Source organism: Halalkalibacter kiskunsagensis (assembly GCF_037027555.1).
In the GTDB taxonomy this organism is placed as follows: Bacteria; Bacillota; Bacilli; order Bacillales; family Bacillaceae_D; genus Halalkalibacter; species Halalkalibacter kiskunsagensis.
In genome coordinates this window covers 1-23,465 of record NZ_JAXBLX010000027.1, presented here as the reverse complement: position 1 = coordinate 23,465, position 23,465 = coordinate 1, and the positions used below count along the sequence as shown (strand labels likewise).

40 protein-coding genes are annotated in these 23,465 nt (G+C 39.9%); 38 read left to right on the top strand and 2 right to left on the bottom strand.

Going from position 1 to position 23,465, the window contains the following annotated elements; translation table 11 throughout:
* Positions 1-14 precede the first annotated feature (14 nt).
* From rplB to SLH51_RS15675, 36 genes are all read left to right on the top strand, one after another.
* On the top strand, positions 15-845 hold the full coding sequence (gene rplB / locus SLH51_RS15850; RefSeq protein ID WP_335962326.1) for a 50S ribosomal protein L2: 831 nt from the start codon (positions 15-17) through the stop codon (positions 843-845).
* 58 nt (positions 846-903) lie between these two features.
* Complete coding sequence (gene rpsS, locus SLH51_RS15845) at positions 904-1,188, top strand: 30S ribosomal protein S19 (protein ID WP_335962325.1); 285 nt, start codon at positions 904-906, stop codon at positions 1,186-1,188.
* A 28-nt stretch (positions 1,189-1,216) separates the two neighbouring features.
* On the top strand, positions 1,217-1,558 hold the full coding sequence (rplV, locus tag SLH51_RS15840) for a 50S ribosomal protein L22 (RefSeq protein WP_034631489.1): 342 nt from the start codon (positions 1,217-1,219) through the stop codon (positions 1,556-1,558).
* A 3-nt stretch (positions 1,559-1,561) separates the two neighbouring features.
* Positions 1,562-2,221, top strand: coding sequence for a 30S ribosomal protein S3 (rpsC, locus tag SLH51_RS15835; RefSeq protein WP_335962324.1), 660 nt, complete (start codon positions 1,562-1,564; stop codon positions 2,219-2,221).
* Positions 2,222-2,223: 2 nt separating this feature from the next.
* Positions 2,224-2,658: a 50S ribosomal protein L16 gene (gene rplP, locus SLH51_RS15830; RefSeq protein WP_335962323.1), complete on the top strand. Its 435-nt coding sequence runs from the start codon at positions 2,224-2,226 to the stop codon at positions 2,656-2,658.
* Positions 2,648-2,851 (top strand): 50S ribosomal protein L29, encoded by a 204-nt coding sequence (gene rpmC / locus SLH51_RS15825; RefSeq protein ID WP_003322618.1) that lies wholly within the window; start codon positions 2,648-2,650, stop codon positions 2,849-2,851. Before rplP ends, rpmC begins: the two co-directional genes overlap by 11 nt.
* Before the next feature lie 17 nt (positions 2,852-2,868).
* A complete protein-coding gene (rpsQ, locus tag SLH51_RS15820) occupies positions 2,869-3,129 on the top strand; it encodes a 30S ribosomal protein S17 (RefSeq protein ID WP_335962322.1) in 261 nt (86 codons plus the stop codon).
* 33 nt (positions 3,130-3,162) lie between these two features.
* Positions 3,163-3,531, top strand: coding sequence for a 50S ribosomal protein L14 (rplN, locus tag SLH51_RS15815; RefSeq protein WP_034631482.1), 369 nt, complete (start codon positions 3,163-3,165; stop codon positions 3,529-3,531).
* Between the two features lie 48 nt (positions 3,532-3,579).
* On the top strand, positions 3,580-3,891 hold the full coding sequence (rplX, locus tag SLH51_RS15810) for a 50S ribosomal protein L24 (protein WP_335962366.1): 312 nt from the start codon (positions 3,580-3,582) through the stop codon (positions 3,889-3,891).
* Positions 3,892-3,917: 26 nt separating this feature from the next.
* A complete protein-coding gene (gene rplE, locus SLH51_RS15805; protein WP_335962321.1) occupies positions 3,918-4,457 on the top strand; it encodes a 50S ribosomal protein L5 in 540 nt (179 codons plus the stop codon).
* A gap of 30 nt (positions 4,458-4,487) precedes the next feature.
* Positions 4,488-4,673, top strand: a complete 186-nt coding sequence (locus SLH51_RS15800) for a type Z 30S ribosomal protein S14 (protein ID WP_012957149.1) — start codon at positions 4,488-4,490, stop codon at positions 4,671-4,673.
* 28 nt (positions 4,674-4,701) lie between these two features.
* The gene (rpsH, locus tag SLH51_RS15795; protein ID WP_335962320.1) at positions 4,702-5,100 is read left to right on the top strand and encodes a 30S ribosomal protein S8; all 399 of its coding nucleotides are present in this window, start codon (positions 4,702-4,704) and stop codon (positions 5,098-5,100) included.
* 32 nt (positions 5,101-5,132) lie between these two features.
* Positions 5,133-5,669 carry a 50S ribosomal protein L6 gene (gene rplF / locus SLH51_RS15790; RefSeq protein ID WP_335962319.1) on the top strand — a complete coding sequence of 179 codons (537 nt, stop codon included), beginning with the start codon at positions 5,133-5,135 and terminating at the stop codon, positions 5,667-5,669.
* A gap of 30 nt (positions 5,670-5,699) precedes the next feature.
* Entirely contained in the window at positions 5,700-6,059 is a 360-nt protein-coding gene (gene rplR / locus SLH51_RS15785) for a 50S ribosomal protein L18 (RefSeq protein ID WP_335962318.1), read from the top strand.
* Between the two features lie 20 nt (positions 6,060-6,079).
* Positions 6,080-6,580, top strand: coding sequence for a 30S ribosomal protein S5 (gene rpsE, locus SLH51_RS15780; protein ID WP_332696619.1), 501 nt, complete (start codon positions 6,080-6,082; stop codon positions 6,578-6,580).
* A 13-nt stretch (positions 6,581-6,593) separates the two neighbouring features.
* Positions 6,594-6,782: a 50S ribosomal protein L30 gene (gene rpmD, locus SLH51_RS15775; RefSeq protein ID WP_034631470.1), complete on the top strand. Its 189-nt coding sequence runs from the start codon at positions 6,594-6,596 to the stop codon at positions 6,780-6,782.
* 32 nt (positions 6,783-6,814) lie between these two features.
* Entirely contained in the window at positions 6,815-7,255 is a 441-nt protein-coding gene (gene rplO, locus SLH51_RS15770; protein WP_335962316.1) for a 50S ribosomal protein L15, read from the top strand.
* Positions 7,255-8,547: a preprotein translocase subunit SecY gene (secY, locus tag SLH51_RS15765; protein WP_335962315.1), complete on the top strand. Its 1,293-nt coding sequence runs from the start codon at positions 7,255-7,257 to the stop codon at positions 8,545-8,547. The genes rplO and secY overlap by 1 nt, the downstream gene beginning before the upstream one ends.
* A 73-nt stretch (positions 8,548-8,620) precedes the next feature.
* Positions 8,621-9,274, top strand: a complete 654-nt coding sequence (locus SLH51_RS15760) for an adenylate kinase (protein ID WP_335962314.1) — start codon at positions 8,621-8,623, stop codon at positions 9,272-9,274.
* On the top strand, positions 9,271-10,017 hold the full coding sequence (gene map / locus SLH51_RS15755; RefSeq protein ID WP_335962313.1) for a type I methionyl aminopeptidase: 747 nt from the start codon (positions 9,271-9,273) through the stop codon (positions 10,015-10,017). Before SLH51_RS15760 ends, map begins: the two co-directional genes overlap by 4 nt.
* Positions 10,018-10,035: 18 nt before the next feature.
* Positions 10,036-10,341 (top strand): KOW domain-containing RNA-binding protein, encoded by a 306-nt coding sequence (locus tag SLH51_RS15750; RefSeq protein ID WP_335962312.1) that lies wholly within the window; start codon positions 10,036-10,038, stop codon positions 10,339-10,341.
* Between the two features lie 4 nt (positions 10,342-10,345).
* On the top strand, positions 10,346-10,564 hold the full coding sequence (gene infA / locus SLH51_RS15745; protein ID WP_010896341.1) for a translation initiation factor IF-1: 219 nt from the start codon (positions 10,346-10,348) through the stop codon (positions 10,562-10,564).
* 103 nt (positions 10,565-10,667) lie between these two features.
* Positions 10,668-10,781 (top strand): 50S ribosomal protein L36, encoded by a 114-nt coding sequence (gene rpmJ / locus SLH51_RS15740; protein WP_003322638.1) that lies wholly within the window; start codon positions 10,668-10,670, stop codon positions 10,779-10,781.
* Positions 10,782-10,801: 20 nt separating this feature from the next.
* Positions 10,802-11,167, top strand: coding sequence for a 30S ribosomal protein S13 (rpsM, locus tag SLH51_RS15735; RefSeq protein WP_335962311.1), 366 nt, complete (start codon positions 10,802-10,804; stop codon positions 11,165-11,167).
* A 20-nt stretch (positions 11,168-11,187) separates the two neighbouring features.
* Entirely contained in the window at positions 11,188-11,580 is a 393-nt protein-coding gene (gene rpsK / locus SLH51_RS15730; protein WP_335962310.1) for a 30S ribosomal protein S11, read from the top strand.
* Between the two features lie 166 nt (positions 11,581-11,746).
* A complete protein-coding gene (locus tag SLH51_RS15725; protein WP_335962308.1) occupies positions 11,747-12,691 on the top strand; it encodes a DNA-directed RNA polymerase subunit alpha in 945 nt (314 codons plus the stop codon).
* Between the two features lie 62 nt (positions 12,692-12,753).
* Complete coding sequence (gene rplQ, locus SLH51_RS15720; protein WP_335962307.1) at positions 12,754-13,116, top strand: 50S ribosomal protein L17; 363 nt, start codon at positions 12,754-12,756, stop codon at positions 13,114-13,116.
* Between the two features lie 118 nt (positions 13,117-13,234).
* The gene (locus tag SLH51_RS15715) at positions 13,235-14,071 is read left to right on the top strand and encodes an energy-coupling factor transporter ATPase (protein WP_335962306.1); all 837 of its coding nucleotides are present in this window, start codon (positions 13,235-13,237) and stop codon (positions 14,069-14,071) included.
* Positions 14,047-14,913, top strand: a complete 867-nt coding sequence (locus SLH51_RS15710; protein WP_335962305.1) for an energy-coupling factor transporter ATPase — start codon at positions 14,047-14,049, stop codon at positions 14,911-14,913. Before SLH51_RS15715 ends, SLH51_RS15710 begins: the two co-directional genes overlap by 25 nt.
* Before the next feature lie 4 nt (positions 14,914-14,917).
* The gene (locus tag SLH51_RS15705; RefSeq protein ID WP_335962304.1) at positions 14,918-15,718 is read left to right on the top strand and encodes an energy-coupling factor transporter transmembrane component T family protein; all 801 of its coding nucleotides are present in this window, start codon (positions 14,918-14,920) and stop codon (positions 15,716-15,718) included.
* Positions 15,719-15,732: 14 nt separating this feature from the next.
* Positions 15,733-16,497: a tRNA pseudouridine(38-40) synthase TruA gene (gene truA / locus SLH51_RS15700; protein ID WP_335962303.1), complete on the top strand. Its 765-nt coding sequence runs from the start codon at positions 15,733-15,735 to the stop codon at positions 16,495-16,497.
* A 272-nt stretch (positions 16,498-16,769) separates the two neighbouring features.
* A complete protein-coding gene (rplM, locus tag SLH51_RS15695; protein WP_335962302.1) occupies positions 16,770-17,207 on the top strand; it encodes a 50S ribosomal protein L13 in 438 nt (145 codons plus the stop codon).
* A 19-nt stretch (positions 17,208-17,226) separates the two neighbouring features.
* A complete protein-coding gene (gene rpsI / locus SLH51_RS15690) occupies positions 17,227-17,619 on the top strand; it encodes a 30S ribosomal protein S9 (protein WP_335962301.1) in 393 nt (130 codons plus the stop codon).
* Positions 17,620-17,825: 206 nt separating this feature from the next.
* Positions 17,826-18,260: a YbaK family protein gene (locus tag SLH51_RS15685; RefSeq protein ID WP_335962300.1), complete on the top strand. Its 435-nt coding sequence runs from the start codon at positions 17,826-17,828 to the stop codon at positions 18,258-18,260.
* Between the two features lie 159 nt (positions 18,261-18,419).
* Positions 18,420-19,133: an N-acetylmuramoyl-L-alanine amidase CwlD gene (cwlD, locus tag SLH51_RS15680; protein ID WP_335962365.1), complete on the top strand. Its 714-nt coding sequence runs from the start codon at positions 18,420-18,422 to the stop codon at positions 19,131-19,133.
* A 123-nt stretch (positions 19,134-19,256) separates the two neighbouring features.
* Positions 19,257-20,309: an Mrp/NBP35 family ATP-binding protein gene (locus tag SLH51_RS15675; protein ID WP_335962299.1), complete on the top strand. Its 1,053-nt coding sequence runs from the start codon at positions 19,257-19,259 to the stop codon at positions 20,307-20,309.
* A 75-nt stretch (positions 20,310-20,384) separates the two neighbouring features.
* Here SLH51_RS15675 and gerD read toward each other — a convergent pair whose 3' ends face one another.
* Positions 20,385-21,002, bottom strand: a complete 618-nt coding sequence (gene gerD / locus SLH51_RS15670) for a spore germination lipoprotein GerD (protein ID WP_335962298.1) — start codon at positions 21,000-21,002, stop codon at positions 20,385-20,387.
* A 145-nt stretch (positions 21,003-21,147) separates the two neighbouring features.
* Here gerD and SLH51_RS15665 point away from each other — a divergent pair, with 145 nt between their 5' ends.
* Complete coding sequence (locus SLH51_RS15665) at positions 21,148-21,735, top strand: KinB-signaling pathway activation protein (protein WP_335962297.1); 588 nt, start codon at positions 21,148-21,150, stop codon at positions 21,733-21,735.
* 263 nt (positions 21,736-21,998) lie between these two features.
* Here SLH51_RS15665 and pdaB read toward each other — a convergent pair whose 3' ends face one another.
* A complete protein-coding gene (gene pdaB, locus SLH51_RS15660) occupies positions 21,999-22,760 on the bottom strand; it encodes a polysaccharide deacetylase family sporulation protein PdaB (RefSeq protein WP_335962296.1) in 762 nt (253 codons plus the stop codon).
* 143 nt (positions 22,761-22,903) lie between these two features.
* On the opposite strand from pdaB, the gene SLH51_RS15655 reads away from it, so the two are divergent.
* The gene (locus tag SLH51_RS15655) at positions 22,904-23,125 is read left to right on the top strand and encodes a hypothetical protein (RefSeq protein ID WP_335962364.1); all 222 of its coding nucleotides are present in this window, start codon (positions 22,904-22,906) and stop codon (positions 23,123-23,125) included.
* Positions 23,126-23,465: the final 340 nt, after the last annotated feature.

The window sequence follows — 23,465 nt, the reverse complement described above, 5'->3', positions numbered from 1 at the left end:
GGAGGGAAATAGAAATGGCGATTAAAAAGTATAAACCAACCAGTGCCGGTCGTCGTGGTATGTCTGTATTAGACTTTGCAGAAATCACAACGGACAAACCGGAAAAATCGTTACTTGCACCTTTACACAAAAAAGGCGGACGTAACAACCAAGGTAAGTTAACTGTACGTCACCAAGGTGGCGGACATAAGCGTCAATACCGTGTTATTGACTTCAAGCGTAATAAAGATGGAATTCCAGGACGCGTTGCTACGATCGAATACGATCCAAACCGTTCGGCTAATATCGCTTTAATCAACTATGTTGATGGAGAAAAGCGTTACATTTTAGCGCCAAAAGGTCTTAAAGTTGATATGATGATTGAATCAGGAGCTGAAGCGGATATCAAAGTTGGTAATGCTTTACCACTTAAGAATATTCCTGTAGGTACTGTTATTCATAACATCGAACTTAAACCTGAAAAAGGCGGACAACTTGTTCGTTCTGCAGGAACTGAAGCTCAACTTTTAGGTAAAGAAGGCGATTACGTTCTTGTTCGTTTAAACTCTGGTGAGACTCGTTACATCTTAGCTACTTGCAGAGCTACAATCGGTCAAGTTGGTAATCTTGAGCATGAACTTGTTAACATTGGTAAAGCAGGTCGTTCACGTTGGTTAGGCAAGCGTCCTACTGTTCGTGGATCTGTAATGAACCCTAACGATCACCCACACGGTGGTGGTGAAGGTAGATCACCAATCGGACGTAAGTCTCCTATGTCTCCTTGGGGTAAACCAACACTTGGTTATAAAACTCGTAAGAAGAACAAAGCGTCTGATAAACATATTGTACGTCGTCGTAAAAAATAACGGGGTTGCACTACGGTTCTAATTAGAACCGTGGGTAATCACGAAGGGAGGTTTTCTCATGGGTCGTAGTTTAAAAAAGGGACCTTTTGTCGATGATCATTTGATGAAAAAGGTTGAAGTAATGAACGAAGGCAGTGATAAGGATAAGAGAGTTATCAAGACTTGGTCTCGTCGCTCAACAATTTTCCCTGAGTTTATTGGTCATACAATTGCAGTATATGATGGCCGTAAACACGTACCTGTTTATGTTTCTGAGGATATGGTCGGTCACAAACTTGGTGAGTTCGCACCAACTCGTACGTATAAAGGTCACGCAGCTGATGATAAGAAAACAAGACGTTAATAGGTAAGTAAGAGAGGAGGTCAATCCTATGCAAGCTAAAGCGGTAGCAAAACAAGTTCGTATTGCTCCTCGTAAAGTGCGTCTAGTTGTAGACTTAATTCGTGGCAAGCAGGTTGGTGAAGCTGTGGCTATTTTACGTCACACTCCTAAAGCTGCTTCTCCAGTTGTAGAAAAGCTTTTAAATTCTGCAATTGCGAATGCTGAACACAACTATGAAATGGAGCCAAACAACCTTGTAATTAGCGAAGTGTTTGTAGATGAAGGTGTAACGTTAAAACGTTTCCGTCCACGTGCTATGGGACGTGCGAGCCGTATCAACAAACGTACTAGTCATATTACATTAGTTGTAACTGAAAAAAAGGAGGGATAAGACGTGGGTCAAAAGATTAATCCTACTGGACTTCGAGTTGGTGTCATTCGTGACTGGGAGTCAAAATGGTACGCTGATAAAGATTATGCTGATTTATTGCACGAAGATATTAAAATTCGTGAATATGTTGAAAAACGTTTAAAAGATGCATCTGTGTCTAAAGTAGAAATCGAACGTGCTGCAAATCGCGTTAACATTACAATTTCTACTGCTAAACCAGGTATGGTGATCGGAAAAGGCGGTTCAGAAGTTGAAGCGTTACGTAAAGCACTAAATGCATTAACTGGCAAACGTGTACACATTAACATTCTTGAAATCAAACAAGCAGATTTAGATGCAAAGCTTGTTGCTGAAAATATTGCTCGTCAATTAGAAAATCGTATTTCGTTCCGTCGTGCGATGAAGCAAGCTATCCAACGTACAATGCGTTCTGGTGCTAAGGGTATTAAAACCCAAGTATCTGGTCGTCTTGGTGGCGCTGATATTGCTCGTGCAGAACATTATAGTGAGGGAACTGTTCCACTTCACACGCTTCGTGCTGATATCGATTACGGTACTGCTGAAGCTGATACAACATACGGTAAGCTGGGTATTAAAATCTGGATTTATCGTGGTGAAGTCCTTCCAACGAAAGGAACGAAAAAAGAGGAAGGAGGCAACTAATTATGTTAATGCCTAAACGTGTTAAATATCGTCGCGAACATCGTGGAAATATGCGTGGTCGTGCAAAAGGCGGTACTGAAGTACATTTCGGTGAGTTTGGTTTACAAGCGCTTGAAGCTTCTTGGATTACAAACCGTCAAATCGAATCTGCTCGTATTGCAATGACTCGTTACATGAAGCGTGGTGGTAAGGTTTGGATCAAGATTTTCCCTTCTAAGCCATACACTGCTAAGCCATTAGAAGTTCGAATGGGTTCTGGTAAAGGTGCTCCTGAAGGTTGGGTAGCAGTTGTCAAGCCTGGAAAGATTATGTTTGAAATCGCTGGTGTTTCAGAAGAAGTTGCTCGTGAAGCTTTACGTCTAGCTTCTCATAAATTACCGGTTAAATGTAAGTTTGTAAAACGCGATGAAGTGGGTGGTGACGCAAATGAAAGCTAATGATATTCGTAACTTAACCACTGCTGAAATTGAGCAAAAGACGAAATCACTAAAAGAAGAATTGTTTAACCTACGCTTTCAACTAGCGACTGGTCAATTGGATAATCCAGCCCGTATTCGTGAAGTTCGTAAAGCAATTGCTCGTGCGAAAACAGTTTTGCGTGAACGTGAGCTTGGAATTAACAACGGCTAAAAAGGAGGTTTGCTTAAATGGAACGCAACCAACGTAAGGTTTACACAGGGCGTGTTGTTTCTGATAAGATGGATAAGACAATTAGTGTACTTGTCGAAACTTATAAGAAAGATCGTCTATACGGAAAACGCGTAAAGTACTCTAAAAAGCTGAAGGCACATGATGAAAATAACAGCGCTAAGATTGGCGATGTTGTTAAAATCATGGAAACTCGTCCGCTTTCTAAAGACAAACGTTTCCGCTTAGTTGAAATTGTAGAAGAAGCGGTTATTATCTAATAGAAACCTTGGTTTGAAGGGAGGTAAGTTTGTATGATTCAACAAGAATCCCGTTTAAAAGTTGCAGATAACTCTGGTGCACGTGAGGTACTTTGTATTAAAGTATTAGGTGGTTCTGGTCGTAAAACGGCTAACATTGGTGATGTTATTGTTTGTTCGGTAAAACAAGCAACACCAGGTGGCGTTGTCAAGAAGGGTGACGTTGTTCGTGCGGTCATCGTTCGTACAAAGAGTGGTGCTCGTCGTAACGACGGTTCATACATCAAATTTGACGAAAATGCTGCAGTTATCATTCGTGATGATAAGAGCCCGCGTGGGACTCGTATTTTCGGACCGGTTGCGCGTGAACTTCGTGAAAATCAATTCATGAAAATTGTGTCTCTTGCTCCAGAAGTTCTTTAATAGAAGATAATTGAAAGGCCCTGTCAAGGAGGTGCGAACATGGCAAATATGCATGTCAAAAAAGGTGATACTGTTAAGGTCATCTCTGGAAAAGACAAAGGGAAACAAGGTGTAATCCTTGAGGCGTTCCCGAAGAAGAATCGTGTACTTGTTGAAGGTGTAAACATTGTTAAGAAACATGCTAAACCTTCTCAAGATAACCCACAAGGTGGAATCTTGAATCAAGAAGCACAGATTCACGCTTCTAACGTTATGCCTATCGATCCTAAGTCTGGTGAACCTACTCGTGTAGGTTATAAGGTAGAGAACGGTAAAAAAGTACGTATTGCTAAGAAGTCTGGCGAAACTTTAGATAAGTAGTCAGAGTGTGAAAGGAGGTCAATCGTATGAGTCGATTAAAAGAAAAGTATTCAAGTGAGATCGTTCCTTCTCTTGTTGAGAAGTTCAATTATTCTTCTGTAATGGGTGTGCCTAAGCTTGAGAAAATCGTTGTTAACATGGGTGTTGGTGACGCAGTTTCGAATGCAAAAGCACTTGATAAAGCAGTTGAAGAATTAACTGAAATCACAGGTCAAAAACCATTAGTTACAAAAGCAAAGAAATCAATAGCAGGATTCAAACTACGTGAAGGTATGCCAATCGGTGCGAAAGTTACACTTCGTGGCGAGCGTATGTATGATTTCCTTGATAAATTAATTTCTGTATCACTACCTCGTGTACGTGACTTCCGTGGAGTATCTAAAAAGGCATTTGACGGTCGTGGAAACTACACACTTGGTGTTAAAGAACAATTAATCTTCCCTGAAATTGATTACGATAAAGTCGATAAAGTTCGTGGTATGGATGTTGTTATCGTTACAACTGCTAACACGGATGAAGAAGCTCGTGAACTTTTAACTCAAATGGGAATGCCATTTCAAAAATAATCGAAGTCGTTTCGAAGAGGAGGGATAACGTTGGCGAAGAAATCAATGATTGCAAAGCAAAAACGCACACAGAAGTATAAAGTACAAGAATATACTCGCTGTGAACGTTGCGGTCGTCCTCATTCAGTATTACGTAAGTTTAAACTTTGCAGAATTTGCTTCAGAGAACTTGCTCACAAAGGGCAAATTCCTGGTGTGAAAAAAGCTAGTTGGTAATCCCAAGAACGGGAAGGAGGTAAATATTATGGTCATGACAGATCCAATTGCAGATATGCTTACTCGTATTCGTAATGCAAACACGGTTCACCACGAAAAGCTTGAGTTACCTGCTTCAAAGGTGAAAAAAGAGGTTGCTGAAATCCTAAAGCGTGAAGGTTTCATCCGTGATTATGAGTACATCGAAGATAACAAGCAAGGTGTAATTCGCATCTTCTTAAAATATGGTGCTACAAATGAACGTGTAATTACTGGACTTAAGCGTATTAGTAAGCCTGGTCTTCGTGTTTACGCGAAAGCTGGTGAACTTCCACGTGTTCTAGGTGGTCTAGGTATCGCATTAGTTTCAACATCTAAAGGTGTAATGACAGACAAGGATGCTCGTCAACAACAAATTGGTGGCGAAGTGTTAGCTTACGTTTGGTAAGAAATCCTTGAAATGAACGGAGGTGTACAAGAATGTCTCGTATTGGTAAAAAGCCAGTAGAAGTACCAAGTGGAGTTACAATTACACTTGATAGTACGCTTTTGACTGTTAAAGGTCCTAAAGGCGAACTTAAGCGTAATCTTCACGAGGACATGAAAATCAATATTGAAGAGAATCTAGTTACAGTTGAGCGTCCTTCTGAAAGTAAGGAACACCGTGCACTTCACGGTACAACTCGTAGTTTGATCAATAACATGGTTGAAGGTGTAACAAAAGGTTTTGAACGTTCACTTGAACTTGTCGGTGTCGGTTACCGTGCTACTAAGTCAGGTCAGAAGCTTGTTCTTAACGTTGGTTACTCTCATCCAGTTGAAATCACTCCTGAACAAGGAATTGATATCGAAGTTCCTTCTAACACGAAGGTTATTGTTAAAGGAATTGATAAAGAGCGTGTAGGTGCAATTGCATCTAACATCCGTTCTGTACGTTTGCCAGAGCCTTACAAAGGTAAAGGTATTCGTTACGAAGGCGAATATATTCGTCGTAAAGAAGGTAAAACTGGTAAATAATCACTAACTCACGGAAAGGAATGACGTTCAATGATTACGAAGCGTAATAAAAACGTAGCTCGTAAGAAGAGACATGCACATGTTCGTCGTGCGATTACAGGAACACCTGAACGTCCTCGCCTAAATGTTTTCCGTTCATCTAAACATATTTACGCTCAACTTATTGATGATGTAAATGGTGTTACACTTGCTTCTGCATCTACTCTTGATTCAGAGATAGCTGCAGATGCAACGAAAACTGATGCGGCAAAGCTTGTAGGTGAACTCGTAGCTAAACGTGCGATTGAAAATGGACATAAAGTAGTTGTATTTGACCGTGGTGGTTATTTGTATCACGGACGTGTAGCAACACTTGCAAATGCAGCTCGAGAAGCTGGATTGCAATTCTAAGAAAAAAGGAGGGAAAACGAATGCGTCGTATTGACCCTAATACGTTGGAACTTGAAGAAAAAGTAGTAGCTGTCAATCGTGTAGCGAAAGTAGTTAAAGGTGGACGTCGTTTCCGCTTTGCTGCATTGGTTGTTGTTGGCGATAAAAATGGCCATGTTGGATTCGGTATGGGTAAAGCTCAAGAAGTACCAGAAGCGATCCGCAAAGCTGTTGAAGATGCAAAGAAAAATCTTATTGAAGTACCAGTAGTTGGTACAACAATCCCTCATGAGATTGTTGGTCATTTTGGTGCAGGACGTGTCTTGCTTAAAAATGCTTCAGAAGGTACAGGAATCATCGCTGGAGGTCCAGTTCGTGCGGTACTTGAATTAGCTGGTGTCGGTGATATTCTATCAAAATCTCTTGGTTCAAATAACCCTATTAACATGGTTCGTGCTACTATGCAAGGACTTAAAGGTTTAAAACGTGCTGAAGAGGTTGCTAAACTTCGCGGCAAATCCGTGGAAGAACTGTTAGGATAAGGAGGGAAAGTAAATGGCTAAGAAATTAGAAATTACCCTCACTCGTAGTCTTATCGGACGCCCGGAAGACCAACGCGTTACTGTGAATACACTTGGTTTACGTAAAATGCACCAAACGGTTGTTCAACAAGATAACGCTGCGATTCGCGGTATGGTAAACAAGGTATCTCACCTTTTAACTGTTAAAGAAATCGAAGCTTAATTGATTATTTATAGATACGAGGAGGTGTCGACATGAAACTTCATGAGTTGAAACCTGCAGAAGGATCACGTAAAGTTCGTAACCGTGTAGGTCGTGGTATTGGGTCTGGTAACGGTAAGACAGCAGGTAAAGGGCATAAAGGTCAAAACGCTCGTTCTGGTGGCGGTGTACGTCCTGGTTTTGAGGGTGGTCAAAACCCTTTATACCGTCGTTTGCCTAAACGTGGGTTCACAAACCCAACACGTAAGGAATTTACAGTAGTTAACCTTGAAACGTTAAACCGTTTTGATGCGGGTACTGAGGTAACTCCAGAACTTCTTATTGAAACGGGTACTGTGAAAAATGTAAAGTTCGGTATTAAGATTCTTGGTAATGGTAAACTTGAGAAAAACTTAACTGTTAAAGCACATAAGTTTTCAGCATCTGCAGTAGAGGCTATCGAAGCTGCCGGCGGAAAAACTGAGGTGATTTAATGTTCCGGACGATCTCCAACATTATACGAGTGGGTGATTTACGCCAAAAGGTCGTATTCACCCTGCTTATGCTCATTGTCTTTCGTATCGGAAGTTTTATTCCTGTTCCAGGAGCGAACAAGGATGTTCTTAATTTTCACGATCAAGCGAATGCATTTGGGTTTTTGAATACGTTTGGTGGTGGAGCTTTAGGGAACTTTTCGATTTTCGCAATGGGTATTATGCCATACATCACTGCATCAATTGTTGTGCAGTTGTTACAAATGGATGTCGTACCTAAATTTGCTGAATGGGCAAAAGAAGGGGAAGCTGGTCGACGTAAATTAGCTCAGTTTACCCGTTATGGGACAATCGTATTAGGTTTTATCCAAGCGTTGGGAATGTCTATTGGTTTTAATTCATTATTTCCTGGGTTAATTCCAAATCCTAGTGTTCCAACATATCTATTTATTGCGTTAGTATTAACAGCGGGTACTGCTTTTCTTATGTGGCTCGGGGAACAGATTACCGCAATAGGTGTAGGTAATGGTATTTCCATTATTATCTTTGCGGGTATTGCAGCTGGGATTCCTAATGGCATTAACCAAATTTATGCGACGCAAATTGAAGGTGCTGGTGAGCAATTGTTCTTAAGCATTGTTACTGTACTTCTCATTGCACTTGCTGTTTTGGCGATTGTTGTTGTTGTAATCTTTGTTCAACAAGCATTAAGAAAAGTACCTGTTCAATATGCGAAGCGTTTAGTAGGTCGAAGTCCAGTTGGCGGCCAATCAACTCATCTACCATTAAAGGTTAATGGTGCAGGTGTTATTCCGGTCATCTTTGCTCTTTCTTTATTCATTTTTCCTCCAACCGTTGCTGGTTTTTTCGGAACAGATAATGAGATTGCTGCGTGGGTGACAAGAGTATTTGATTATACTCATCCTATTGGTATGGTTGTATATGTACTCTTGATTATTGGATTTACTTATTTCTATACGTTTATTCAAGTGAATCCGGAAAAAATGGCTGACAACCTCAAAAAGCAAGGTGGGTACATTCCAGGCATTCGTCCCGGTAAAACAACACAAACTTACTTAACTCGCATTTTATATCGATTAACGTTTGTTGGTGCACTCTTTCTTGCTACTGTTTCCATAATACCTGTTTTCTTTACAGCGTGGATGGATTTACCACCAGCTGTTCAAATTGGCGGTACTGGATTATTAATCGTTGTTGGTGTAGCATTAGACACGATGAAGCAAATTGAAAGTCAACTAATTAAACGTTCTTATAAAGGGTTTATTAAGTAATAAGGGGATCTGGGAAGTTATCACTTCCCGTTCGCCTTCTGTTGTTAAATCGGAGCGATGGAGGGAGTATGGAATGAATCTAATTTTAATGGGTTTACCTGGTGCAGGTAAAGGTACTCAGGCTGAAAGAATTGTGAAGGAATACGGAATACCTCATATTTCAACGGGCGACATGTTTCGTGCTGCGATGAAAGGCGAAACAGAGCTTGGTTTAAAAGCGAAGTCGTATATGGATGCGGGAGAACTGGTTCCTGATGAAGTAACAATTGGCATCGTTCGTGATCGTCTAACAGAGGATGATTGTAAAGATGGATTCTTATTAGATGGTTTTCCTCGTACGGTGGCTCAAGCAGAAGCGCTAGAAGACTTACTTGATTCTATGGGGCGTAAGATTGATTTCGTTCTTAATGTAGATGTTCCTGAAAAGCTTTTACTGGATCGTTTAACAGGTCGTCGTGTATCACCTACTTCCGGAAAAACATATCATGTGATCTTCAATCCACCAAAAGTGGAGGGAGTTTGCGATGTTGATGGAAAAGAGTTGGTTCAACGAGATGATGATAAACCTGAAACAGTTAAAAAGCGTCTTGAAGTAAACCAGAAACAAGCGAAACCTCTGGTTGATTTCTACACAAAGAAGGGGTACTTACGCGACATAAACGGTGATCAAGATATAAATAAAGTGTTTGAAGATATCGATGGTCTCTTGAAAGGACTTCATGCATGATCATTTGTAAGACGGAAAGAGAAGTTGAAATCATGCGAGAAGCTGGGAAGATTGTTGCTTTAACGCATCAAGCGTTACAAGAACATATTCAACCTGGCATATCTACGAAAGAACTCGATGAGATTGCAGAAAAGTTAATTCGCACACACGGAGCAACTCCATCATTCAAAGGTTATAATGGGTTTACAGGTAGTATCTGTGCTTCGGTAAATGAGGAATTAGTACACGGTATTCCTGGGAAGCGAGTGCTTAAAGATGGCGATGTCATAAGTGTTGACATCGGAGCTTATTATAATGGTTATCATGGTGATTCGGCATGGACTTATGCGGTTGGCCAGATTTCTGAGAAAGATCAAGAATTACTTGACGTCACAGAAACTTCCCTCTATAAAGGGTTAGAGTTTGCAAAACCTGGGAACCGTTTGTCAGATATTTCACATGCTATTCAATCTTATGCAGAACCATTAGGTTATTCGATCGTTCGTGAGTATGTTGGGCACGGTGTTGGGCAAGACTTGCATGAGGATCCTCAAATTCCTCACTATGGTCCACCAGGAAAAGGTCCACGACTTAAACCAGGAATGGTTTTAGCGATTGAGCCGATGATTAATGCTGGAACTCGTTATGTACGCACTCTTTCTGATGACTGGACTGTTGTAACAGTTGATGGAAAGAATTGTGCACACTTTGAGCATACAATTGCTATTACAGAATCAGGATATGAAATCTTAACAAAAGCTTAAATGTAGGTGATGATGTCTATGCAAGACTCTGGTTCTCCGGAGATTGGTCAAGTCGTTATAATTACAAAAGGTCGTGATCAAGGGCAACTAGGCATTATTGTTGAATTAGTTAATGATCGCTTTGTGAAAGTTGCTGATGGCGATAAGCGAAAAGTAGACCGCATGAAGAAAAAGAACATTAACCACTTAGAGCTAATTGATTACATTGCTGATGAAGTGAAGAGCAGCTTTATTGAAACAGGACGTGTTACTAACGGAAAGTTACGTTATGCAATAACGAAATTTTTAGAGCAACACTCTGATTTACTGAAGGAAGGAGAGTGAACCCATGGCTAAAGAAGATGTTATTGAGGTGGAAGGAACGGTAATTGAGCCCCTTCCAAATGCAATGTTTCGTGTTGAACTAGAAAATGGTCATAAGATTCTTGCCCACGTTTCTGGAAAGATTCGTATGCATTTCATTCGAATTCTTCCTGGTGACAAGGTGACAGTTGAACTATCACCTTATGACTTAACACGTGGACGAATCACATATCGATACAAATAATACGTTGCGAGAGCGACTAGCAAGATAATCGGAGATTGTCCTGCTTTACCCTGATTAGAGGTTTCTTATCAGTGCACTCCGTACCATATAGGAGGTAAAAAAAATGAAGGTAAGACCATCAGTCAAGCCTATTTGTGAAAAGTGTAAAGTTATCCGCCGTAAAGGAACGGTAATGGTTATTTGTGAAAACCCTAAACACAAGCAAAAACAAGGTTAATTAACAAGGAGGTGCTATACATGGCACGTGTCGCAGGCGTCGATATTCCGCGTGACAAACGAGTAGTGATTTCACTAACGTATGTCTTTGGAATCGGCAAAACAAAGTCGTCTGAAATTCTAGCGAAAGCTGGTGTATCTGAGAATACTCGCGTTCGTGATTTAACAGAAGAAGAATTAGGACGTATTCGTGAAGCAGTAGAAGGCTACAGAGTGGAAGGTGACCTTCGTCGTGAAGTATCACTTAACATTAAGCGTCTAATTGAAATTGGTTCATATCGTGGGATTCGCCACCGTCGTGGATTACCTGTTCGTGGACAAAATTCTAAAAACAATGCTCGTACGCGCAAAGGTCCTCGTCGTACAGTAGCAAATAAGAAAAAGTAGTAAAGGAGGTCGCATAAAAAATGGCTAAGAAAACGAATACTCGTCCAAAGCGTCGTCAACGTAAAAATGTTGAAACTGGTATTGCTCATATTCGTTCAACGTTTAATAATACGATTGTGACAATCACAGATACGCATGGTAATACAATTTCTTGGGCAAGTGCTGGTGGATTAGGATTCAAAGGTTCTCGTAAGTCAACTCCATTTGCTGCCCAAATGGCTGCTGAAGCAGCTGGTAAAACAGCTATGGAGCATGGCATGAAGACTGTCGAGGTTTCTGTTAAAGGACCTGGTGCTGGTCGTGAAGCGGCAATCCGTTCTTTACAAGCTGTAGGTCTTGAAGTCAACATGATTAAAGATGTTACTCCAGTTCCTCACAACGGTTGTCGTCCGCCAAAACGTCGTAGAGTATAACGGAATTAATCTTTGTATAGATTTTCCTAATTTGTCAATAATGGATAGAGCGGTAACGGTCCTGTTGGCAAAATTGGTGTAAAGCTTAGGAATTGCCTACTGGTTATCCGGTTAGGCAATCCTTGCAGTCTACCGGAGTTCGACGTTTTGAAGGAGGGTTTGTTTAATGATAGAAATTGAGAAGCCAATTATTGAAGCGGTTGAAGTGAGTGAAGACGCAAAGTATGGGAAATTTGTGGTAGAACCATTAGAACGTGGTTATGGTACCACTTTAGGAAATTCCTTACGTCGTATTCTTCTCTCCTCTTTACCAGGCGCTGCTGTAACTTCAGTTCAAATTGACTCTGTGTTACATGAGTTCTCTACGATCGAAGGTGTTGTAGAAGATGTAACAACAATTATTTTGAACTTAAAAAAGCTTGCTCTTAAAATCTATTCTGATGAAGAGAAGACCCTTGAAATCGACATCCAAGGTGAAGGTGTCGTAACAGCAAATGACTTAACACATGATAGCGATGTTGAAGTATTAAATCCAGATCTTCACATTGCAACGCTTGCAAAAGGTGCACACTTACATATGCGTCTAATTGCTAAACGTGGTCGTGGTTATGTTCTTGCAGAGGGCAATAAGAATGAGGATCAACCAATTGGAGTTCTTCCTATTGATTCGATCTATACACCTGTATCACGTGTGAATTATCAAGTTGAGAATACACGCGTCGGTCAAGTAACTAACTATGACAAACTAACTCTTGATGTCTGGACTGACGGAAGCATCCGTCCTGAAGAGGCTGTGTCTTTAGGTGCTAAAATCTTAACTGAGCATTTGAATATTTTTGTAGGGATGACAGATCAAGCTCAAAACGCTGAGATTATGGTTGAAAAAGAAGAAGATCAGAAAGAAAAAGTTCTTGAAATGACAATTGAAGAGTTAGATCTTTCTGTTCGTTCTTACAACTGCTTAAAGCGCGCGGGCATTAACACGGTTCAAGAATTAACTCATAAGTCTGAAGAAGACATGATGAAAGTACGGAACCTTGGTCGTAAGTCATTAGAAGAAGTGCAAGAAAAACTTGGCGAACTTGGTTTAGGTCTTCGTAAAGAAGAATAGACGGTTTGGTAAGTATTAGAATTGTTCGCTAGGCGAGCACGTAACAAAGGAGGGAATCGAACATGGCATACGCAAAATTAGGTCGTGATAGCGCTGGTCGTAAGGCTCTATTCCGTGATTTAGCTACAGATCTTATCATAAACGAGCGTATTGAAACAACGGAGGCGAAAGCGAAAGAGCTTCGTTCAATCGTTGAGAAAATGATTACACTTGGTAAGCGTGGAGATTTACATGCACGTCGTCAAGCTGCATCTTTCATCCGTAGAGAAGTAGCAAACGAAGAGACTGGCGAAGACGCTATCCAAAAACTTTTCTCTGATATTGCAACTCGTTATGAAGAGCGTCAAGGTGGTTATACACGTATCCTTAAAATTGGTCCTCGTCGTGGTGACGGTGCACCAATGGTTATTATTGAGCTTGTATAATTCATTTGATACATGAGTGAATAGATGAGGCGACAAAGGGCAAATCAGATCTGAGCACGTATGCTCTGACTCTGGGCCCTTTTTTGTTTGCCTGTTTTTTTGGGGGAGAGGTGTACTCATGACTGCATTAATTGCTTTAAAGAATGTCACCTATCAATACGAAAATGCTAATAGCAACGCCTTGAACGACGTGAGTGTCACGATTACAGCGAATGAGTGGGTGTCTGTTATAGGTCGAAATGGCTCTGGAAAGTCAACTTTTGGTCGTTTATTAAATGGGATTATCGTCCCATCACAAGGGTCAGTAAACGTGTCTGGATATTCAACTCTTATTGAAGATGAAGTATGGGATATTCGGAAGGTGGTCGGAATGGTTTTTCAAAATCCTGACCATCAATTTGTCGCTACAACAGTAAGAGATGATCTTGCATTCGGTTTGGAGAATTTAGGTCTTACACGGGAAGTGATGGAGGAACGGATTACGAAGTATGCTTCGTTAATTGGTATTACTCCTCTTCTAGAAGAGGAACCTCACCGCTTATCTGGTGGTCAAAAACAACGAGTTGCTATTGCAGGTGTGATGGCAATGGAACCGAGGGTGATTGTATTTGATGAATCAACATCGATGTTGGACCCCATTGGTCGAAAAGAAGTGATTGAGACGATGCATTTGCTTCATCAACAGGGAATTACCATTATTACGATTACCCATGACATGGATGAGGCTGTGATCGGAAGTCGTATTTTGCTTTTTAATAATGGCGAAATTGTCTTAGATGGTCAATCGAAAGAGGTCTTTTCTCAAGCGGATGTAGTAACCGATTATGGCGTCTCCCTACCTTTTTCTATTGAATTGCAAAATCAATTAGAGGAGCAAGGAATTTCTTTGCCTGATACTTGTTTAACACAAGAGGAGCTGATCAGTGAACTATGGACATTGTATTCAGCCAAGTAGACCATTGCTATATGAAAGGTACTCCATTTGAGAAAGTTGCCTTAAAAGATTTTTCTTTGACCATTCCCTCAGGGTCCTTTACTGCTGTTATTGGTCATACTGGTTCGGGGAAGTCGACGTTTATCCAGCATATAAATGGTTTGTTGCGGCCATCAAGTGGAACCGTCCAAGTTGGTTCGTACGTAATCAAAGCCGGTGAAAAAAAAGTAAACTTAAAAGGGTTACGTAAAGAAGTTGGATTTGTATTCCAATACCCCGAACATCAGCTTTTTGAAGAGACAGTTGAAAAGGATATCACTTTTGGCCCGGTTAATTTTGGCCTTAGTAAAGAGAAAGCTCAAAAACGGGCGAGGGAGCTAATGCCACTCGTTGGTTTACAAGAAGAGCTGTTATCGGTCTCTCCCTTTCAATTAAGTGGTGGTCAGATGCGTCGTGTAGCCATTGCGGGTGTACTAGCAAGTCGTCCTTCTGTATTAGTGTTAGATGAGCCCGCTGCGAGTCTTGATCCGGAGGGCCGAGTGAACATCATGAACCTATTTTATGATTATCACAAGACACATCAGACAACAACTATACTCGTTACACACCATATGGAAGATGCGGCTAAATATGCCGATCAAATTATCGTCCTTCACAATGGCATGGTTGAAATGATTGGCGGAAGAGAGCTTATTTTTGAACGCGTGTCTAGATTAAATGAGATTGGCTTAGATTTACCTAAATCGGTCAGTTTTCTACAAAATATTAAAAAGAAATTCGAACTTAGTGAAGTCCCTATGGAATTTGATGTAAAAGGTACATCTAATTTTTTAGCGAATCTCGTGACCAAAAAGGGGGAGTAGCTCAATGTTGCAAAATGTCATTATCGGGCAATATGTATCTACTTCTTCGGTTTTGCATCGTCTAGACCCACGTTCTAAGTTACTTAGTGTATTTGTATTAGTATTTGTCATTTTTCTAGCTAACAATTGGATTGCTCATTCAATTGTCGTTCTGTTTGCGTTTGGAATGGTTTTACTCTCAAAAGTACCAATCCCATTTATATACAAAGGGTTACGTCCGATATTATGGATCGTCTTGTTTACGTTTATCCTACATCTCTTCTTAACAAGAGAAGGGGATGTTATCTTTGGATTTGGTTTCTTCACTTTTTATGAAGAAGGTTTGAGACAAGGTGTTTCGATAGCGATACGACTTATAACCATTATTATGCTGACATCACTTGTTACACTCACAACAAGACCAATTGATTTAACTGATGGATTAGAGCAGTTGTTTAGCCCCTTAAAGAAAATTGGATTGCCAGCTCATGAATTAGCACTCATGATGTCGATATCCTTACGTTTCATCCCAACGTTCATGCAAGAAACTGAGAAAATTATGAAGGCACAGATGGCTCGAGGGGTTGACTTTACATCTGGGCCATTCAGTGAACGGATCAAAGCACTACTGCCATTGCTTGTACCATTGTTTATTAGTGCGTTCAATCGAGCAGAGGAGTTAGCTCTTGCCATGGAGTCACGTGGTTATCGTGGGGGCATTGGGCGAACAAAATATAGGATTCTCCGATGGAAGTTTCAAGATACATTGGCGCTACTCTGTTGCTTAGGATTTGGACTGATAATTATTTTGTTACGTTTCATATGAAAGGAATGATTAAGGTGAGACGAGTTGCTTTATGGATAACGTATGAGGGCACACATTTTTCCGGCTATCAAGTGCAACCAAACAGTCGGACAGTTCAAGAGGAAATAGAAAAGGCGTTATCTAAAATTCATAAAGGCGAAACGATTCGTATTTATTCTTCAGGAAGAACAGATAGCGGTGTTCATGCTAGGGGTCAGGTTGTCCATTTTGACTCTAGCTTAGATATTCCCCTCATTCGTTGGCCTAAAGCAATTAATGCTTGTCTTCCAAGTGATATAAGAATCATTGAGGCAAATCATGTATCAGAAACGTTTCATTCTCGTTATCATGCAATAAAGAAAGAATACCACTACCGTGTCTTAGTCAGACAAGAAGGTGATGTGTTTAGGAGGAATTTAACACATCACATTACGTATCCTGTGAACATAGAGCGGATGCAAAAAGCAGCGGAGCACCTAATCGGGAAACATGACTTTTCTTCTTTTTGTGCGGCTAATACTGACGTGAAAGATAAAGTTAGGACTTTATTTGATATTTCTATTGTTTTAGATCAGGATGAAATCGTCTTTAAACTGGTTGGTAATGGTTTTTTGTACAATATGGTGCGGATTATTGTTGGTACTCTACTAGAAATCGGCGCTTTGAAACGAGAAGTTGACGAACTCTTGTTGATTTTGCAGGCAATGGATCGTACAGTAGCAGGTAAAACAGCACCTGGCAATGGATTGTATCTTTGGAGGGTTTCTTATGAGAACTCTATTTTTAGCGAGCGCTATTAAATGTTGAAAAATATAGTTTCTTATCAGTTATTAATGAAAAAGGTTCATTAGAATGTAGACATTGAAGATTTCATAGCATAGAGGTGTACAGCCTCTATAAAAAAATATAATATGACAACGACGCCTAGTGTAACATTTTGTTGACATTGTGTTTTGAATATTATATGATGTTAGATGGTAATTCCAAAACCCACTAGCCCCGGGTTCGGAATGTTACATTAGACACTGGTTTTAAATTTATTAATTGATTTTTAAAATACGGAGGGAAATTCATGCGTACAACATATATGGCAAAGCCAAATGAAACTGATCGTAAGTGGTTTGTAGTAGACGCTGAAGGTCAAACGCTTGGTCGTCTAGCTTCAGAAGTTGCTTCTATCCTACGTGGTAAGCACAAGCCGACTTTTACTCCTCACGTTGACACTGGTGATCATGTAATCATCATTAACGCGGAGAAAATTCATTTAACAGGTAACAAATTAAATGACAAGATTTACTACCGTCACACAAATCACCCTGGTGGTTTAAAAATGACAAAAGCTGCAGACATGCGTGCAAACAAGCCTGAGCGTATGCTTGAGCTAGCGATCAAAGGAATGCTTCCAAAGAACACTCTTGGACGCGCACAAGGCATGAAACTTCACGTTTATGCAGGTAATGAACACAAACATCAAGCTCAAAAACCAGAAGCTTACACACTTCGTGGTTAATCGATAGGAGGGTATTATTTTGGCACAAGTACAATATTATGGTACAGGTCGTCGTAAGCATTCAGTCGCTCGTGTGCGTCTATTGCCAGGTGACGGTCGTATCGTTATCAACGGTCGCGAATTAGATGAATATTTTGGTCTTGAAACTTTAAAGCTTATTGTAAAACAACCACTTGTTGAAACAGGTGTTGAAGGTCAATATGACGTTCACGTAAATGTTGATGGTGGTGGTTACACAGGACAAGCGGGCGCAATCCGTCATGGTGTTGCACGTGCTCTACTTAAAGTAGATCCTGACAACCGTCCTTCATTAAAAACTGCAGGTTTCTTAACTCGTGATGCACGTATGAAAGAGCGTAAGAAATACGGTCTTAAAGCAGCACGTCGTGCACCTCAGTTCTCAAAACGTTAATACTTGCGTTGTTTGGAAGACTCTCATCCTTTTGGGTGGGGGTCTTTTTTTATTTCTTCATACAATAATTATTGTTTCATTATATAGATAATACATCCTTGACTAATTTTGGTTCATGATTGGACAATATCGACAAGTTTTCCATAGCATGCTCGAACTTTACAATCGTCATACTAAAAGAAAACAAAGGAAAGGGGCGGAGGTTCATGGCTGTTACGGTGCTATCTGAAAAACGAAGGGAAAAGCAGTGGAAATTTGAACGGAGTGTCTTACGTAATCTTTCATTAAAGAAACTTCAAGCAAACGTGAATGAGTATTTTAAACCTGTTGTTCCTTTTCATTTTCTTTCCCATCCATTTTTATTAGATCCTTGCATGGACATGGCCATTGATGCGTTTTTATTAGGTGCTGAATATGGGAAATTTGGTTATTTAGGTGAATCGATTAAACAAGTTAAAGAACGTTGTGATGATGAATTAACGGAAATCACCCATTGTATCTTTAATTTATTACAAGGGTGGTTGCTTGATTCTGACTATTTACTTGACTCATTAAAGGTAGCGGTAGAAGCCTTTGTTGACGACTGGTGGACCCAAGGTTTTAAAGAAGGTGAGAAACGGTATCGATTACGATTGCATTAATAAATGGGAATATAGAGTATTTTTAATACATTTAGAACTAAATAGCTGCTTTTCCTCATTTATAAGTATGAAGTCCAATTTTTTTTAGTGGACTCTTCATAATTTTCACCTTGTCCCAATATATATAGGGTAGTGGGCGAGGAGGGATCGTTAGTGAATCTGGTAAAGTGGCTAAAAGGTGGAGCTTTTGCCTTAGGTGTCGTTGGTTTGCTATTTATTATTCAATATCAATTTGTCAGTAATGATTCATGGAATTCATGGAACTTACCGTTATCTGGAAAGGTGATTGTTGTTGATCCAGGTCATGGGGGGATTGATGGTGGCGCGGTTTCCAAGAGTGGCATTCTTGAAAAAGAAGTGACGCTACTTATTAGCGAAAAGCTTAGAGATTATTTGCAGGAATCAGGCGCACTTGTATTAATGACAAGAGAAGATGATCACGATTTAGCAAATGCAGATACGAAGAGAGTGCGTCAAAGGAAGAATGAGGATTTAAAGCGCAGGGTCGATATCGTAAACGATTCAGATGCCGACCTTTTCGTCAGTCTTCATCTTAATGCTATACCGTCTCCAAGATGGAGTGGGGCTCAAACGTTTTACAATCGGACAATTCCAGAAAACGAACGTATTGCAAAATTTGTCCAAGATGAGGTACGGAGAAATTTAGAAAATACAAGTCGACAAGCAAAACCGATCCATAATGTGTACTTGTTAAAGCATGCTGAAACTCCAGGTGTACTAATCGAAGCCGGGTTCTTATCGAATCCAACTGAAGCTGAGTTATTGCAAACAGAAGAGTATCAACAAAAGATTGCTGCATCCATTTATCAAGGAATTTTGCGCCATTATACAGGGGAGTCAGTTCCTGAGTGACAATAAACTGGGACTCACGCGATAGAGGTTGTTCAAGAAGGGAAAAAATAACCTTCTTGAACAACCTCTACTAGTTTCCTATGCTATACTAGGCATATAATTGGAAAAAGGAAGGTGTCCGTATTGATAACAGAAGAAACAGTCATCGAGGCATTAAAACGAGTAAAAGACCGAGACTTAAATAAAGATCTTATTGAAACTGGTGGCCTTCGTGAAGTGAAAATTAAAGAAGGAAATGTCAGTTTGAAAATTGCACTTGCACAAACAGGAACGCCTGAGCAAATGGAAGTACAGCAAGAGATTGTGAATGTGATAAAAGGAGAAGGTGCGACGTCAGTAGGCCTTCGCTTTGAGGAATTAACGAACGAAGAGCTTCAGAAACTTGGTGGTGTGAATGAGCCTGCTTTTAATGGACCTCAGATTCTTGCCCCTTCTAGCAAGACGACGTTTATCGCTGTAACAAGTGGAAAGGGTGGAGTAGGTAAATCAACCGTTTCTGTAAATCTTGCAACGACTCTTGCCCGCTTAGGTAAAAAAGTCGGTATGATTGATGCAGATATTTATGGATTTAGTGTACCTGATATGATGGGAATAGAAGAAAGACCGAAAGTGATTGCTGATCGTATTTATCCAGTTGAACGTTTCGGTGTTAAAGTAATTTCAATGGGGTTCTTCGTTGAAGACAATGCCCCTGTTATATGGAGAGGTCCAATGCTTGGCAAAATGTTAAATCAGTTCTTTACCGAAGTAGAATGGGGAGAATTGGATTACTTGATACTAGATCTGCCGCCTGGAACTGGCGATGTCGCACTCGATCTTCATACGATGCTCCCACACTCAAAAGAAATACTAGTTACAACTCCGCATGCAACAGCCGCTTTTGTAGCAGCACGTGCGGGAACAATGGCGATTAAAACGCACCATGAGATTCTAGGTGTTGTCGAAAATATGGCCTATTTTGAAAGCGTTGTGACTGGTGAGAAGGAATATGTGTTCGGTAAAGGTGGGGGAGAGCGCCTAACCGAAGAGTTAAAAACGGAGTTGCTTGGACAAATCCCACTTGGACAGCCTGAAATAAATAAAGAAGATTTTGCCCCGTCTATTTATAGTGCGGACCATAAAATCGGAAAGATTTACGAGCAAATTTCAAAAAGAATAATCGAAAAAACGAATTAAAAAAAGCCCGCATTAGAAGGCCACTGAAAAAGCAACCTTTTTCAGTGGCCTCGCATTAGGGCTTTTTTTTAATGGTTATTCACCACCGCCTCCACCTTCTTCGGCACTTGCCTCTTTTCCACCTTCCGCTTGGTCTTGTTTCTCCATTTGTTTCTCGGCAACCTTGGTTAGAATTTCATTAATCTTTCCTGTGAAGAAAGGACTTTCAAATGACTCTGACATAATGGCTATGACTTGTTGGCGATATTCTTTTGACTTCATTGTTTCAAGAAAGGCATTTTCCATTTCGGGATCTTGTAATATGGTTATCAGCATGGTTTGGTATTCTGGATCTTTCATTAATCCTTTTAGTATCTTTTCATTTTCCGTTTGCATACTTTCAGCAAATGTCTGAGCGAACTCAGGATCTTTCATAACATCTTGCCAGAACTTCCTTCCTTCCTCTGAGGTTAATGTTGTTTGAATCGTTTCTTTTACGAATTCTGTATCCATCACGAGCTCTTTCTTTATTTCTTCATCACTAAGAACTTCTTGTACTGCCTTCTTCCCTTCTTCTGTTTGTAGCATATCAACCATCATTTTTTTCGTGCTTTCATAATCTGGGCTGCTGCTTCCGCCATTTTCAGCCGCTGCACAACTAGTAAAAATAGCTAAGAATAGACAAAAAGCAAAAAAATACGTAATTTTTTTCATGCTGGTGCGGCTCCTTTCGATCGCTTTGTCATTAATTTGAGATATTTCTTCGGTAATTATGCATGACTATATGAGAACATCTAGCAATTTTTTATAGGGATTGTTACAATCATGTAAGCATAATTGAATAATGGAGGATTTGCCTGTGGACAGTCGGAAAGTGGTTTACTTGTTTTTCACCACTCTTTTAGTAGGGAGTATCAGTGGTGCGATTGTTGGATTTATATTAGAGTATCATGTTTATACAGAAGGTTCTTTTTTAAATTTAGTCTTTGGTGTTATATGGCTTCTTGGTATTTGTGCTGCATTTAGTCTTGTGAGTCAGATGGGTTTCTTTGCTTATTTAACGATTCATCGCTTTGGTCTTGGTTTGTTTAAGTCGCTAAAGCTTTGGAATTACGTCCAAATCATTATTATTGCCTTTGTGGTTTTTGATTTAATTTACTTTCGATATATAGCCTTTGCAAAGCAGGATGAAACGATTCTTAATTACATGGTCATGCCACTATTGCTGTTAGGCTACGGACTTGTCGTTGCTTATTTAAAGGCAAAAGACACAAACAAAGGGGCATTTATCCCTGCTCTTTTCTTTATTGTTGTTGTTACCGCAATTGAGTGGGTGCCAGCACTAACGGTAAATGATCCTAAGTGGTTATGGTTATATCTAACTCCTTTAATTACAGCCAATACTTGGCAAGTGCTCATTCTTCATCGTTTAACGAAAAAGGCATAGAGTGCATGAGAAAAAGGACGTTCTAATGATTTCCCCTAAGTTTTTGGGAGAAACATTCGAACGTCCTTTTTTAGGGAGGTTTTTGAAAAAAACGAGGCTTGTGGTTTTTCTTAAAATATAAAGATTTCGAAGTTTTTTTTGGATTATTCGAAGTGGGGAAATGGTTCCACACGTTGCGCGCCTTTTAGGAAGCATACCTAAAAGGCTTAAAATCATAGCAACGGCTCTACTCATTTCTTCAAAAGACGACCACGCCGTCTTTCTTATTTTATTTCTTCATTTTCCGATTTTGTGCTGGCCATAAGATCCTCGACCGTTGTAAATGAAAAACCTTTTCCGCGAAGCTGGTCGATGATGATTGGTAGAGCTTTATGTGTTTGTTTTACAGAATCGGATGCGTGAAATAGTATGACATCTCCAGAGTCGGTTTCAGGTACCACTGCATTAACGATAGCATCAACACCAGGATTTAGATAATCTTTTGAATTTACACTCCAATGAACAATGCTATAGCCTTGTCTATCTGCTAGTTGTAAGACACGTTTATCAAAAGAGCCATTTGGTGGACGTAATAGCGTAGGTCTTTCTCCAATCAGTTCAGATAAAATCTGGCCACTTTGATTAAGGTCTTTTCTTATTTTCTCATCTTCCCAATTCGTATAGTCTTTGTATTGATAACCATGACTCCCGATGTTATGTCCTCGTTTTTTAATTTCTTCTACCACATCAGGGAATCGCTCGGCCCAAGAGGCAGAAATAAAAAAGTTTGCATGATCGACCTCTTTTTGGTCTAAAATGTCTAAAATCGGACCAATCCGATTCTCTCCCCAACTAATATTAAAGGTTAGCGCAATTTGTTTATCATCGGTTTCTGCTTTGTAAAATGCTTGAGGGCCATCAGGGGTAGAGAAGACGGCGATTTGTGAACGTTCTACATAAAGCAAACCAGCGGTAAAAAAAGCTGCGATGATTATAAGTGATAATTGCTTAATGCGCTTTGCATGAAAGATCCAAAAGAAGTTCATTGCTTACCCTCCTTGTCCATTGTTATGACCAATCTATGGCTAAAAGAGGAAAGATATGAATAAAATTGGAACAAATTGAAAACAATTTTAAAAGAAAAATATGTATTTATAGTTGTTTAGTCACAATAGTCGAGGTGATTGCTGTGTTAGGGGTTATATTGAATGAAAAAGAAGTTCAAGAAGTGGAGTACATGCTTAAAAGAGAAATGGAAGAGTTGCTTTTAGATTTATCAGACCCGCGGATTGATGAAGTTGTAAAACGCGCTATGGAAGAAAAATATCAAATTGTTTTTAAGATATATAAACGCTTTGTTCCACCGAAAGAAACAATGAAGTATGTTTTAAATCGCCGTAATACACAATAAGTGGTGTATTGCGGCAATAAGTGTTGACATTGTTAACAGATAGATGTTATATTGTTTCTTGTCACCAAAAAGACGTAAACATTTCATTAAAAAGAAGTGTTGACTGCGAAAAAGATTTTTGGTATAGTAATTAAGTCGCCGATGAGCGATAAATTAGTTCTTTGAAAACTGAACAAAAGCCAAGCGAAATAGAGAAACATGTTTTCTCGTCAATTAAATCCTATCATTCGATAGGTTGAAATAACTTAGTATCGTTAGCGATACATTTTGAGCGAATCAACTCAACTTTTATGGAGAGTTTGATCCTGGCTCAGGACGAACGCTGGCGGCGTGCCTAATA